Here is a 13682-nt window from a genome sequence, read left to right as displayed (position 1 = left end):
CCGCGGTGCTGTCGTGCAACTGACCGGGCCTGTTCAACGTTGGAGGACTCGCCATGCCGGTTCGCAGACCCCGCTTCCTCGGCGCACTGCTGGCCCTCGCCCTGGCGCTCGGCGGAGTGCTCACGCTCCCCTCCCCCGCCCACGCCGCGTCGGCCGTGTGCGCGCTCTCCTGCGACACCCTCGATCCCTCCCAGGCACGCCAGGAGTCGTTCCCGGTGCCGGACCGGGCGGTCAACGGCCGCCTGCTGAGGCTGCATGTCTCCGAGCCCGACAGCATGGTCTGGGCCAGTGTCGACCAGGGCAAGCCGGGTGACGCGGTGTGGCTGGACCGCTCCTGGGACCGGGGCGCGAGCTGGGACGGGCTGCTGGGGAAGGCGAGCATCCCCTCCTCGTGGACCGGCACCCGGACGCTGATGTACAACGTCACCGATCCGGTCGGCCACCGGCGCGGCTGGGTCCGGGCCTGCGCGGACGCGGCCGGGGTGACCTGCACGGACTGGTTCCGCCCCCGGGTGTGCGACGGCACCTCCTGCGACGGCGCCGATCCCGCCACGGCGGCCCGCGACGAGCGTCCGGTACCCGCGACCACCCTGTACGGACGCACCATCAGCCTGCACATGGACCAGGCCGGTGGGCTGGCCTGGGGCGTGGTGGAGAACGGCGGCGCGGGTGACGAGATCTGGCTGGACCGCTCATGGGACGAGGGCGCGAGCTGGCCGGAGGGCTCCTCGCTGGGCCGGACCGGCGTGCCCTCCGGCGCGTCCTCGACCCGCACGGCGATGTTCGCCACCCGGGACCCGCGCGGGCTGCTGTACGGCGGTGCCGTGCGCGCCTGCGGCCGCGAGTCCGCGCACCAGGACGGGAGCTGCACCGCCTGGGCGCGCCCGGCGCCGACCCGGGCGCGGGGCGCGGCGGACGCCCTGATGGCGTCGTACCAGACCAACGAGGGTTGGTGGCGCAGCAGTTGGTGGAACTCGGCGGTGGCGCTGACCTCGGTCGCCGACTTCGCGCGGGCCACCGGGACGCACGACTACGACTGGGCGGTGGCGCGGACCTTCGAGCAGAACAAGGGGGTCTTCCCGGCGGGTGGACGCTCCTCGGACCCGGTGGAGGGGCACTTCATCAGCCGGGCCGTGGACGACGCGGCGTGGTGGGGGGTCGCGTGGGTGGCGGCGTACGACCTCACGCACGAACGGCGGTATCTGGACGAGGCGGTGACCATCACCGACTACGTGCGGGGGTTCTGGGACACGAACACCTGCGGGGGCGGGGTCTGGTGGAACCGGGAGCGCACGTACAAGAACGCGGTGACCAGCGGCCTGTATCTGTGGCTGGCCTCCGCGCTGCACCAGCGGCTGACCGGTGACACGGTGTGGGGAGCGCGGGCGGTGACGGCCGGCGACTGGTACCTGGGCAGCGGGCTGATCAACAGCTCTGGGCTGGTGAACGACGGGCTCACCTCGGGGTGCGCCAACAACGGCCAGACGGTGTGGAGTTACAACCAGGGGCTGGCGATCGGCGGCTTCACCGAGCTGTGGCGCTCGACCGGGAGCAGCCGTTATCTCGACGCCGCGAAGCGGCTGGCGGACGCGGCGCTGTCCTCCCCCGCGCTGACGCGTGACGGGGTGCTGACCGAGTCGTGCGACGTGGGCGGCGCGAGTTGCGACGACAACCAGAAGCAGTTCAAGGGCGTGTTCGTCCGGCATCTGGCGGACCTGGCGTCCGCCACCGGCTCGTCGGCCTACCGCGCGTATCTGGCGCGGCAGGCCGACTCGGTGTGGGCGAAGGACCGGGACCCGCTGAACCGGCTCGGCCAGCGCTGGGCCGGCGGGAGTCCGAACCAGCTGGACTGGCGGACCCAGGCGAGCGCGCTGGCGGCGCTGACCGCGGCTGGGTGAGTGCTGTGGGCCGAAGGGGCGTTCAGCTTGTCATTCAACGGTTGGCGTCGAACGCGGCTCGAACTTGATCAGTGCTTTCGCAGTTCAGCGGACATGTAGGCGGCCTCCGTTTGATCCTGTGCTCAGCCATCGGGTGGATCAGCTGCGCCGAGCCCTGGCCGGGGTGTCGTTGCCGCGGGCGGCGGACGGTCGGCTCGCGCTCGCGGTGGGTGTCTCGCCGCGGCTGCGACCGGACGCCAACACATCTGCTGACCAGGCCTTTTGCCACACCTTCGGGCGGTGTGAGGGCAAGCATCAGATGGTGCCCGGCTGGCCATACTCGGTTGTGGCCGCGCTGGAGACCGGCCGCACGTCCTGGACGGCGGTGCTGGACGGCGGTGCTGGACGCGGTCCGCCTTCAGCCCGCCGATGTCGCCGCGGTGACCACCATGCAGATCCGTGAGGTCGTCGAGCGACTGGTTGCCGCCGGCCAGTGGAAGCCGGGCGACCCGGAGTCCTGGTCGTGCTGGATGCCGGAGACAGCCTCGGCCGACTCCGGTCCGATCGCGTGATGCGGCGTCCGACACCCTCCCGCGAAGAGTTCCACCTGGCCAACCCCAAGGGTGGCCGACCGTCCAAGCACGGCGGCGAGTTCGTCTTCGGCGAGTACCAGGCAGAATGAGCGGCATGGTCAACGAGGGGAACGACGGCTTCACGCTGCCTCGGGGGGCGACAGGCTTCTACCGGCCGAAGGACGGCCCACTTCCCGAGAATGAACTGAAGGCGTTCCGCGCCGCTCTGTATGCCGCTGCTCGCGTCGCTGATGGCGAAGTAGGTGAGGTCGAGGAACGGGCGTACCCCCGTACCTTCCACACCGCAACGGTCGTCGGACACGAAGGCGAGAACGTAGTCCTATGCCACGCTCACCACCCCTGGATAGCCTTCGCCAAGACACGGCGGGACTGGTACGAAGAGGACTTCCTCGCGCCGCCGCCATGGGCTCACGCCTTCGCCAACGCGGGCTTCACGGTCCTGAGCAGCGAACGACTCGCCACACCACTCTCCGACGTGGACACCTCAGTGCTCACGCAGGGCGAGTGGCGTGAGATCCGCTTCTACGGCATCACCACGTTGGGCGGAGTCCTCTTCAATGCGTGGGACTGACGTACCGGCAGGAGGCGCCGTCCGACGACGTTAGGACAAGTTCAGTGCCTATTCCTGAGCCTGACATGACCTTGAACGAACGGCTCGTTGGATCTTCAAGTGTGAGGATGATCGGGAGCGGCCCGGAACCGCACTGATGCAGCGCACGTCTCCCGCACCATGATCTACAACGAGCACCACGAGCACGCGAGTTCCACCGGGCCTACCTCGCGGTCCGCGGTGACTGTGGACCCGCCGAAGGTCAACGACTACAACAGCTTCGCCGAGGCGTACACGGCCGAAAACGAAACCAACCTCATCAATGCCCACTACGAGCGGCCCGCGATGTTGGCCCTCGCCGGAGACGTAGCTGGCCGGCGGATCCTCGACGCCGGCTGCGGCTCCGGGCCCCTGTCCGCGGCATTACGCGATCGTGGTGCCTTGGTGAGTGGCTTCGACGCAAGTGCCGGGATGCTGGAGCTGGCCCGCCGGCGGCTCGGCGACGGTACGGACCTGCAGGTGGCCGACCTGGGCAGCCCGCTTCCCTACGCCGATGACACGTTCGACGATGTAGTGGCGTCCCTGGTGCTGCACTATCTGGAGGACTGGGGGCCGGCGCTGGCCGAGCTGCGACGCGTGCTCAAGCCCGGCGGTCGGCTGATCGCGTCCGTCGACCATCCCTTTGCCATCAACCTCATGCATCGCCAAGCCGGCCGCGAGGCCGACTACAAGTATTTCGACACCACCAACTGGACCGAAGAGTGGACCATGGGCGGTCATACCGCGCTGATGAGTATCTGGCACAGGCCGCTGCACGCGATGATCGAGGCGTTCACCGGTGCCGGTTTTCGGATAATGGCCATCAGCGAGCCAGAGCCTGATCCAGCGGCCCGCGAGCTGTTCCCCGAAGTCATCGCGGCCACGCCGCGTTTCCTGTGCTTCCTGTTCTTCGTCCTGCAGGCCGGCTAGGGCCTGTGTGACGTCGTGGTCAACTGGCCACCTTCAGGAAGTCATTGGCCCAGATCATTGAGGATATGTAGGCAGGTCACGTCGCGGCTGAGCAAGACTTCGGCGGTGGGGCTCCCGGAGGCTGTGCTCGCTGCGTACGGTGGCTGCATGGGCAGGGACGGGGTGCCCCGGCTGAAGCTGACCGTGATCACGGATGACTCTTGCGGGCCGCCGTCCTGCCGGGGGTGCGGTGGTCGGCTGATGCCGTCGGCGAGGTCGACGGCGGTGTTCTGCGAGGCGGCCTGCCGTTCGCGGCACTGGCGGCGGATGCGGCGGGCGAGGGCTCGGACCGAGGCGGTGAAGGCCGGCGTGACGGCCTCGTGTACGCAGTGCGGAGTGGCGTGGACGGTCGGTGTCGACCCTTCAGTCTCCGCGGTGTACCGCTCTCCCGCCTGCCGCAAACGGTCCTGGCACGCGCGCCGCGCACGTTCCGGCGAGGCGTGAGCCTGCGCGTTCGATGGAGACGGGGCCGCTTCGGCCGTCGGGGCCGTACGCCCTTCGCTGTCGGGCGAGGCGGTCGGATCGTGCGAGGTGAAGGACTTCCAGGGCGAGTTGACGGCACGCGAGGGTGTTGTCCCCGAGCCTCGTGGGGGTGGTGTCCGGATGGCCGACGGCACCGCCAGACACGCCGTGAACGAGGCGCAGTTCGGCCAGCTCCGCCAGCAGGTCCAGTACGGGCAGGAGGAAGCCGACCCGCAGCTGGACCAGCTGCGCCGCATGGAGCACAGCACCCAGTTCATGGACCTGGTCGCGGACCCTCATGACCCGCCGCGTCACCCGAAGAAACCGCCGGACCGAGGCGGTCCCAACCACCCTCGCCACAGCTGCCTGACGTTCCCTCCGCCTGCCGATCGCTTCGGCGTCCATCGACGCTCAACCGGACGGCAACCCTGATCACCATCCAGCTCCAGGACACCTTGACCTGCGGAAAGAGGATGTGACACAGGCACTCAGCCGACGCGGCGCCGCCTGGCCAGCCAGGTCTGGGCGACGACGACGAGGACGAGGAACGCCCCGCTGACCACCTGCTGGTAGGCGGAGTCGAGGGAGCCGATCTGGTTGATGACGTTCTGGATGACCTTGAGCAGGAGCACGCCGACGAGTGAGCCGCTGACGTAGCCGAGGCCGCCGGTGAGCAGGGTGCCGCCGATGACGACGGCGGCGATGGCGTCCAGCTCCATGCCGTAGCCGAGGATGGTGACGCCGGAGGCGAGGTAGGCCGCGTTCAGCGCCCCGGCGAGGCCGGCCAGCAGCCCGGACAGGGTGTAGACGCTGATCTTGGTGCGGGCGACCGGGGCACCCATCAGCGCGGCCGCCTGTTCGTTACCGCCGATGGCGTACACCCGCTGTCCGAACCGGGTGCTCCGCAGCAGCACGGCACCGCCCGCGAACAGAACGACGGTGATCCAGACGGGAGTTCCGATGCCGAGCAGCTTGCCCTGGCCGAGGGAGGCGAAGAGGGAGTCCGGGTCGACGAGGAAGGTGTCGGCGCCCTCGTCGGTGAGGGCCAGCATGAGACCACGCGCTGCCAGCATCGAGGCGAGGGTGACGATGAACGGCGCGAGCCCGGTACGGGCCACCAGCAGCCCGTTGACGAGCCCGATCGCGGCGCACACCGCCAGCGGCAGCAGCAGGGCGACGACCGTGCCGTACTGGGAGCCCCAGGCGGCGAGGACTCCGCCGAGGACGAAGACGGAGCCGACGGAGAGGTCGATGCCGCCGCTGACGATGACGAAGGTCATGCCGAGGGCGACGGTGGCCAGGAACGACGACGAGATGGCGATGTTGCCGAGGTTGTCGCCGGTGGCGAAGGAGTCGAAAGACAGCGAGGCCACGGCGGCGAGGACCACGAGGGCGACCAGGGCGCCGTGCCGCTGGGCGAGGGCGGCCACCCGGTCCCCGCGCCGGGCGGTGTCGCCGGGGGCGGGCGCGGTCCGTCCGGCGGCCGCGGGGTGTTCCTTGGTGCTGGGCATCACCGCTTCCCCCTCTCCCGTGCCGCGTACACCGCGAGCACGATCACCACGGCCTGGGCGATCTGGGTCCAGGACGAGGGCAGGTCGTGTTTGATGAGGGTGGCCGTCAGCAGCTGGATGAGGACGGCGCCGGCCACCGTGCCGCCGATGCGTACGCGTCCGCCGGTGAGCGGGGTACCGCCGACGACGACGGCGGTGATGGCGGACAGCTCCATCAGGTTCCCCAGTGAGCTGGGGTCGCTGGCCTGGAGCCGGGCGGTGGCCAGGAACCCGGCGACGGCGGCGAGGACGCCCGAGCAGACGTAGACCGTGATCAGGACCCGGTGCACCGGGAGTCCGGCGAGCTGGGCGGCGGGGCGGCTGTCTCCGATGGCGAGGAGCCGGCGGCCGAAGGTGGTCCGGCGCACGACGAAGCCGACGATCAGCGCGAGGGCGGCGGCGATCAGCGCGAGGTAGGGGATGCCGGCCACGCTGCCGGAGCCGAGGGTGGCCATGGCGGGGTCGCGTACGTCCTTGAGCTGGGGCAGCAGCACCAGGGCGATGCCGCGGCCGCCGACCATGAGCGCGAGGGTGGCGACGATGGGCTGGACACCGACGAACGCGATGAGCGAGCCGTTGGCCAGGCCGATGACAGCGCCGCCGACCAGCGCGGCCAGCAGGGCGAGCCAGGGTCCGTAGCCGAGGTAGAGGGAGGTGACGGAGGTGGCCAGGGCCATCACGGCGCCGACGGAGAGGTCGATTCCCTCGGTGCCGATGGCCAGCGCCATGCCGAGGGCGACGATCAGCACCGGGGAGACCTGGACGGCCTGGGTGCGGAAGTTCTCGCCGGAGACGAAGTGGTCGGTGAAGAACACGTTGAACAGCAGCAGGACGGCGAGGCCCAGGTAGACGCCGTAGTTCTGGAGCCAGCCGACGACCGTGGACCGGTCGGGCAGCGTCCCCTTGTCCAGGGCGAGTTCAGTCATGGCGGGGCGCCTCCTCCTCGGCTGCCTCGGCGATGGCCCGCAGGAGCTGGTCGGCGCCGACCTCGTCCCCGGTCAGCTCGCCGACGACCGAGCCGTCCCGGAGCACCACCACCCGGTCGGACCCTTCGATGAGTTCCTCCACGTCGGAGGAGATCAGCAGCACGCCGAGGCCGTTCTCGGCGAGTTCGTCGATGAGCTTCTGCACCTCGGCCTTGGCGCCGATGTCGATGCCGCGCGTCGGCTCGTCGAGCAGGAGCACCTTGGGGTGCATGGCCAGCCAGCGGGCCAGCAGTACCTTCTGCTGGTTGCCGCCCGAGAGTTCGCCGACCTTCTGGTGGGGGCTCGCGGCCTTGATCCGCAGCCGTTTCATGAAGGTGTCGACCACGGCGTCGACCTTGGCCTCGGAGACGAGCCCGAAGCGGGACATGCGGGGCAGCGCGGCCAGCGCGATGTTCTCCCGGACCGACAGGCCCGGCACGATCCCCTCGGACTTGCGGTCCTCGGGCAGCAGGCTGATCCCGGCCCGGATCGCGGCGGCCGCCGACCCGGTGCGCACCGGGCGCCCGTCCACGGTGACCTCTCCCCCGCCGAGCGGCAGGGCGCCGGCGATGGCCTTGGCGGTCTCGGTACGCCCCGAGCCGAGCAGCCCGCCGAGGCCGACGACCTCGCCGGGGCGGATGTCGAGCGAGACGTCGTGCAGTTGGTGGCGCCGGACCAGGTTGCGGGCGCTCAACACCGGCTGGGACCCGGCGTCGTGGCTGCCGGTGAACTTGGTGACGCCCTCGGCGCGGACCTCGCTGGTCTCGCGGCCCAGCATCAGGGAGACCAGCTGCAGGCGGCCGGTCTCGGCGAGCGGGCCGGTGTGCACCAGGCGGCCGTCGCGGAGCACGGTGACCGTGTCGCAGATGGCGTACAGCTCGTCCATGCGGTGGCTGACGTACAGCACGGCGATGCCCTGTTCGCGCAGGCGCCGGATGACCCCGAACAGGGTCTCCACCTCGCGGGGTTCGAGCGAGGAGGTGGGTTCGTCCATGACGACCACGCGGGCGTCCACCGAGACGGCGCGGGCGAGGGCGACCATCTGCTGGGCGCCGACGCCGAGTTCGCGCAAGGGACGGCGGACGTCGACGTGGACGCCGTACTCGGCCATGGTCTCCCGCGCCTCGCGGTGCATACGGGCGAAGTCGATCAGGCCGAGACGGGTGCGGGGCTCACGGCCGAGGAAGAGGTTGCGGGCCACGCTCATCAGGGGGATGAGGTTGACCTCCTGGTAGATCGTGGAGATCCCGGCGTGCTGCGCGGCGAGCGGGGTCGGGAAGGCCACCGCCTCGCCCAGGTGGCGCAGTTCGCCCTCGTCGGGGCGGTACACCCCGGTGAGGGCCTTGATCAGGGTGGACTTGCCCGCGCCGTTCTCACCGACCAGGGCGTGGGTCTGGCCGGCTCGCAGGGTGAACGTCACGTCGTCCAGGGCCAGTACACCGGGGAAGCGCTTGGTCAGGCCGGTGACGGCGAGGACTTCGTCGGGTGGTGCGGTCACGGCTGCTCTCCATGGGGTCATGGGCGACGTGCCTGCCGGGGGCGCCGAGAGCCTTTCAGGAGGGCTCCCGGCGCCCGGTCGAGGTGCGCGCTCAGTACGCCTTGTTCAGGTCGGCCTTGGCGTTCGCCTCGGTGTACTGGCTGTCCTGGATGACGATGTCCTCGCCGACCGGCTTGCCCTGGGTGAAGGAGTCCAGGGTGGCGAAGGCCAGCGGCCCGAAGCGCGGGTTGGACTCGATGACGGCGCTGATCCAGCCGTCATCGATGCCCTGTACGGCGTTGCGGGTGCCGTCGATGGTCACGATCTTCACGGCGCCGGGCTTCTTGCCCGCACCCTTGAGGGCGTTGACCGCGCCGAGGCCCATCTCGTCGTTCTCGGCGTAGATCGCCTTGATGCCGGGCTTGGACTGGATGAGCTGCTCGGTGACCGACTGGCCCTTCTCGCGGGTGAACTCGCCCGTCTGCTTGAAGACGATCTTGAGTCCCGGTGCCTTGGCCTTGACGCGGTCCTCGAAGCCCTTGGTCCGCTCGGTGGTCACGTTGTTGCCGGCCGCGCCGAGCAGGATGGCGATCTCGCCCTTGCCGCCGGTCGCCTCGATCAACTGGTCGGCGGCACGCCGCCCCTGGGCGACGAAGTCGGAGCCGATGAAGCTGACGTAGTCCTTGCAGGGGGCCGCGTTGATCTGCCGGTCGATGGTGATGATCGGAATCTTCTTGGCCTGGGCGGACCGGAGCACCGGCTCCCAGCCGTCGGAGTTCAGCGGGGCGATGACGAGGAGCTTGGCGCCCTTGGCGATGAGGTCCTGCACATCGCTGATCTGCTTGGAGAACTGCGACTGGGCGTTGGCGGTGAGCAGTTTGACGCCGCGCTTGGACGCCTCGGCCTTGATGGAGGCCGTCTCCGCGATACGGAAGGGGTTGGCCTCCTTCTCCGACTGGGAGAAGCCGACGACGGCGTTCTTCAGGTCGAGCTTGTCGGCGCCGTAGTCGCCGATCGCGCAGGTCTTGCCGCCGCCGCTCTCGGCGACCTGCTTGCCCGCGTCGCCCGAGCCGCTGGTCTGCGAGGGGGCGGAGTTGTCGCTCTCGGACTTGGTGCAGCCGGTGACGAGCGCCAGCCCGGCGACGAGCCCCACGGCGAGGATGTTTCTGGTGGTGGTGCGGGAGTGCGGCTTCATGCGGATTACCCCACTTCGGGACTGCGGAAGGCCGTCCGGCCGTGACCAGATCAGGATGCTTTTTACATCGTTGGAAGTGCCGTGTAAACACCCCGTGCGGGACGACACCGAACCGGTATCGATCCCAACTGGGCTTCAAGCAGAGGGGTTTGTGCTGCTCAGAATGTGTGCGGGCGCCGTCCGAGGGTGCTCTCCCGCTCCACCAGGGTGAAGCCGGGCTGGAGGAGGCGGGCGGCCCGGGGAGCCTCGTGGTTCTGGTCGCCCTTGAGCCGGCCGACCACGGACTCGACGGCGAGCCGGGCGATGGCCTCCTTGTCGGGCGAGACGGTGGTCAGGGTGACGGCGGCGTACCGGGACTCGGTGACGTCGTCGAAGCCGACCACCGCGATGTCCTCGGGCACCCTCAGGCCCCGCTCGAACATCACCCGCATGGCACCCAGCGCGACCAGGTCGTTGTAGGCGAACACCCCGTCGGGGCGTTCCCCGGAGTCCAGCAGGTGGGCCATGGCGCGGGCGCCGTCCTCGTGGCCCCAGCCGCTCGTGGTGGCGACCAGCCGGTCGTCCACCGCCACCCCGGAGGCGGCCAGTTCGGCCTGCCAGCCGATGAACCGCAGGTGGGCGGGCTGGTGCGAGTGGTCCCGGCGGGCGCCGAGGAAGGCGATGCGCCGCCGGCCGAGGGCGAGCAGATGGCGTACGGCGGCGCGGGCCGCGGCGATGTTGTCGATCACGATGTGGTCGTAGGGCAGGTCGTAACGGCGCTCGCCGAGCAGGACCAGGGGGGCGTCGTCGCGGCGGGCGGCGAGGTCCTCGGTCTCCAGTTCCAGCGGGCTGAGGATCAGGCCGTCCATGACCCGGGCGCGGAAGCCCTGGCAGACCAGGATCTCCTGTTCGCGCTGGCCCTGGGTGTGGTCGAGCAGGACGGTGTACTCGTGCTGGGCGGCGGCGTCGATGACGGCGCCGGCGAGTTCCGCGAAGTAGGAGTTGCCGAGTTCCGGTACGGCCAGGCCGATGATCCCGGTGCGGCCCTTGCGCAGGTGACGAGCGGTCAGATTCGGCCTATAGCCCAGCTCGTCGATGGCCGACTGGACGCGGGCCCGCATGGCCGGGGTGACGTGCGGATAGTCGTTGACCACGTTCGAGACGGTCTTCACGGAGACCCCCGCACGTTCGGCCACGTCCTTCAGACTCACGCGCATCCTCAGTCCTCCCACGCCTCGTGTCAGACACCTGGACAGAGCGCAGGAGGCGTGTTCTCATGCCAACTGCCCTTGTTTCCAACGTTATACAAGATGTGCTGGAGCACGGGCAGAGCACGCACCCGCAACTCCGTTCCCCCCGGAGGTACTCGTGCCACCATCCTCTCGCCGCAGGTCCGGCCCGCACCGCTGGCTGGCCTCCGCGTTCACCGCCCTGACGCTCGTGGTCTCGGGCGCCGCCGCCTCCCAGGCGTCCCCGGTGTCACCGGCCGCGCCGGAGGCCGACGGCCCGGCCGGGGCCCACGGTCTCAAGGGTGAGTACTACACCCAGTCGGCGTCCGGAGCCTTCGACTTCGCCACGCTGAAGGCGACCGCCTTCGACCCCTCGCTCGACTTCCCCGACCTCGAACCCCGCCTGAAGACCCGCGCCGGACAGCAGGACGACGTGAGCGTGCGCTGGACGGGCCGGCTCACCCCGGAGAAGACCGGCGCGCACACCTTCTCGATCACCGGCGACAACGGCTTCCGGCTGTGGGTCGACGGCAAGGAGGTCATCGACCACTGGGTGGACGACTGGGACCGTGAGCAGAACTCGGCTCCCGTCACCCTGGAGGCGGGCCACGCCTACGACATCAAGGTGGAGTACTTCGAGCACTACGGCGGCTCCAACCTCCATGTGCGCTGGACGCCGCCCGGCGGTGCCAAGGAGGCGATCCCGCAGTCGGCGTTCAGCCTGCCGGACGGGTTCACCTACAACGGCCCGCTGGACTCGGCGATCCAGCCGGACGGCAAGACCCTGGTGCTGGACTTCGCCCAGCAGCTCAAGGCACCGCCGGCCGGGTTCGACGACCACCTCGACATCGATGTCGGCGGCTCCGCCTGGCCGCGCGGCACCGCGCACCTGGACGCCTCCGACCCGAGCAAGCTGGTCGTCCAGCTGACGGAGCCGGTGGTCGGCGGCCACGGCGGCTACGCGGACCTGCGCTACGACGGCAAGGGCGGCCTGACGGGCACCGACGGCGTGGCGGTCTCCGACTTCTGGAGCACCGGCGGCAACCACTCCACGTACCAGCTCCGCACCCCCTGGGCCGACAAGGTGGGCCCCACCAACGCCCATCCGGAGTACCCGCGGCCGCAGTTGACCCGCGACAAGTGGGAGAACCTGAACGGCACCTGGGAGTTCGCGGGCGCCGAGGCGGGCGAGCAGCCGCCCACCGGCAAGAAGAAGCTGGGCGAGAAGATCCTGGTGCCCTACCCCGTCGAGTCGCAGCTCTCCGGGATCGAACGGCACGAGGACCGCATGTGGTACAAGCGGACCTTCACCGTGCCCGCCGACTGGCAGGTGCACGGCACGCGCCGGCTCCAGCTCAACTTCGACGCGGTGGACTGGCAGGCCGTGGTGTACGTCAACGGCAGGAAGGTCGGTGAGCACAAGGGCGGTTACGACCGGTTCAGCCTGGACGTCACCGACGCGCTGAAGAAGAACGGCGGCCTCCAGGAGCTGATCGTCGGCGTCTACGACCCGACCGACTCGGCGAACGGCGAGAACCCGCCGATGGGCAAGCAGCGCCTCGACCCCAGCGGCATCTGGTACACGCCCAGCTCCGGTATCTGGCAGACCGTGTGGATGGAGCCGGTCGGCCGGGACCGCGCCGAGGACGTGAAGACCACCCCCGACCTGGCGAACCGCTCGGTGTCGGTGAGCGTGCGCGGGGTGCGGGACGGCGTGCCGGTCACGGCCGTCGCCTACGACGGCGACCGCGAGGTCGGCCGGGCGAGCGGCACCGGCGGCACGGCGTTCTCGGTGCCGGTCCCCCGGCCGCACCTGTGGACCCCGGACGACCCGCACCTGTACCGGCTCAAGGTCACCGTGGGCCGGGGCAACGGCACCGACCGGGTGGGCGGCTACTTCGGGATGCGCTCGGTCGAGGTCAAGACGGTGAACGGCAAGCAGCGCACCCTGCTCAACGGCAAGCCGGTGTTCCTGATGGCCACGCTCGACCAGGGCTTCTGGCCCGACGGCCTGCACACCGCGCCGACCGACGACGCCCTCGCCTACGACCTCAAGGTGCACAAGCAGCTCGGCTACAACTCGGTGCGCAAGCACATCAAGGTGGAGCCGGACCGCTGGTACTACTGGGCCGACAAGCTGGGCCTCATGGTCTGGCAGGACATGCCGGCGATGAACACGGTCAACCCGTCGGCCGCGGCCCGTACCGAGTACGAGCACGAGCTGAAGCAGATGATCCTCCAGCACGACAGCCACCCCTCGGTGGTCATGTGGGTCACCTTCAACGAGGGCTGGGGCCAGTACGACCAGGCGCGGATCGCGGACTACGCCAAGTCGCTCGACCCGACCCGGCTGGTCAACAACATGAGCGGCCTGAACTGCTGCGGCGCGGTGGACGGCGGCAACGGCGACATCGCCGACGCCCACGGCTACCCGAGCCCGCAGGTCCCGCAGGCGGACGGCCGCCGGGCCCTGGTCAGCGGCGAGTACGGCGGCCTCGGTCTGGGCGTTCCCGGACACGCCTTCCCGGTGCAGATGACCTACGTCGGCGTGACCCCGGAGACGTACACGGACGTCTACCTCGACCGGCTGAAGGAGGTCGAGCAGCTCGCGGCCTGCAAGGGCGGCAACGGTGCCGTGTACACCCAGATCACCGATGTCGAGGGCGAGCTGAACGGTCTGCTCACCTATGACCGCAAGGTCCTCAAGGCCGACGCCAAGCGGCTGCACGCCGCGCACGAGGCGCTGATCAAGGGCGCCGAGAACGGCACGCTCACCTGCACCTCCTGAAGTACCGCG

10 protein-coding genes and 1 pseudogene are annotated in these 13682 nt (G+C 70.0%); 6 read left to right on the top strand and 5 right to left on the bottom strand.

Annotation, left to right across the window (positions count from 1 at the left end; genetic code table 11):
- The first annotated feature begins 53 nt into the window (after positions 1-53).
- From EV284_RS05645 to EV284_RS05625, 5 genes and pseudogenes are all read left to right on the top strand, one after another.
- Positions 54-1898, top strand: a complete 1845-nt coding sequence (locus tag EV284_RS05645) for a glycoside hydrolase family 76 protein (RefSeq protein WP_130330792.1) — start codon at positions 54-56, stop codon at positions 1896-1898.
- A 133-nt stretch (positions 1899-2031) separates the two neighbouring features.
- Positions 2032-2538, top strand: a pseudogene (locus EV284_RS33160) (transposase); the annotation flags it as partial.
- Positions 2539-2564: 26 nt separating this feature from the next.
- The gene (locus tag EV284_RS05635; protein WP_347402172.1) at positions 2565-3041 is read left to right on the top strand and encodes a hypothetical protein; all 477 of its coding nucleotides are present in this window, start codon (positions 2565-2567) and stop codon (positions 3039-3041) included.
- Positions 3042-3200: 159 nt separating this feature from the next.
- Positions 3201-3989, top strand: coding sequence for a class I SAM-dependent methyltransferase (locus EV284_RS05630; protein WP_130330788.1), 789 nt, complete (start codon positions 3201-3203; stop codon positions 3987-3989).
- Between the two features lie 570 nt (positions 3990-4559).
- Complete coding sequence (locus tag EV284_RS05625) at positions 4560-4922, top strand: DUF6192 family protein (protein WP_347402171.1); 363 nt, start codon at positions 4560-4562, stop codon at positions 4920-4922.
- Positions 4923-4978: 56 nt separating this feature from the next.
- Here the strand turns inward: EV284_RS05625 and EV284_RS05620 are convergent, their stop codons facing one another.
- The 5 genes from EV284_RS05620 to EV284_RS05600 all read right to left on the bottom strand — a co-directional run bounded on the left by EV284_RS05620 (position 4979) and on the right by EV284_RS05600 (position 10873).
- On the bottom strand, positions 4979-6001 hold the full coding sequence (locus EV284_RS05620) for an ABC transporter permease (protein ID WP_130330784.1): 1023 nt from the start codon (positions 5999-6001) through the stop codon (positions 4979-4981).
- The gene (locus tag EV284_RS05615) at positions 6001-6966 is read right to left on the bottom strand and encodes an ABC transporter permease (RefSeq protein ID WP_130330782.1); all 966 of its coding nucleotides are present in this window, start codon (positions 6964-6966) and stop codon (positions 6001-6003) included. Before EV284_RS05615 ends, EV284_RS05620 begins: the two co-directional genes overlap by 1 nt.
- Positions 6959-8524 carry a sugar ABC transporter ATP-binding protein gene (locus EV284_RS05610; RefSeq protein ID WP_130330780.1) on the bottom strand — a complete coding sequence of 522 codons (1566 nt, stop codon included), beginning with the start codon at positions 8522-8524 and terminating at the stop codon, positions 6959-6961. The genes EV284_RS05615 and EV284_RS05610 overlap by 8 nt, the downstream gene beginning before the upstream one ends.
- Before the next feature lie 70 nt (positions 8525-8594).
- Positions 8595-9677, bottom strand: a complete 1083-nt coding sequence (locus tag EV284_RS05605) for an ABC transporter substrate-binding protein (RefSeq protein WP_130330778.1) — start codon at positions 9675-9677, stop codon at positions 8595-8597.
- 158 nt (positions 9678-9835) lie between these two features.
- Positions 9836-10873, bottom strand: a complete 1038-nt coding sequence (locus tag EV284_RS05600) for a LacI family DNA-binding transcriptional regulator (RefSeq protein ID WP_130330776.1) — start codon at positions 10871-10873, stop codon at positions 9836-9838.
- 259 nt (positions 10874-11132) lie between these two features.
- Here EV284_RS05600 and EV284_RS05595 point away from each other — a divergent pair, with 259 nt between their 5' ends.
- The gene (locus EV284_RS05595; RefSeq protein WP_242625608.1) at positions 11133-13673 is read left to right on the top strand and encodes a PA14 domain-containing protein; all 2541 of its coding nucleotides are present in this window, start codon (positions 11133-11135) and stop codon (positions 13671-13673) included.
- Positions 13674-13682 lie beyond the last annotated feature (9 nt).

The organism is Streptomyces sp. BK022 (assembly GCF_004217355.1).
GTDB lineage: Bacteria > Actinomycetota > Actinomycetes > Streptomycetales > Streptomycetaceae > Streptomyces > Streptomyces griseoluteus.
The sequence above is the reverse complement of the archived record's forward strand: the minus strand, read 5'-3'. Positions and strand labels throughout refer to the sequence as shown.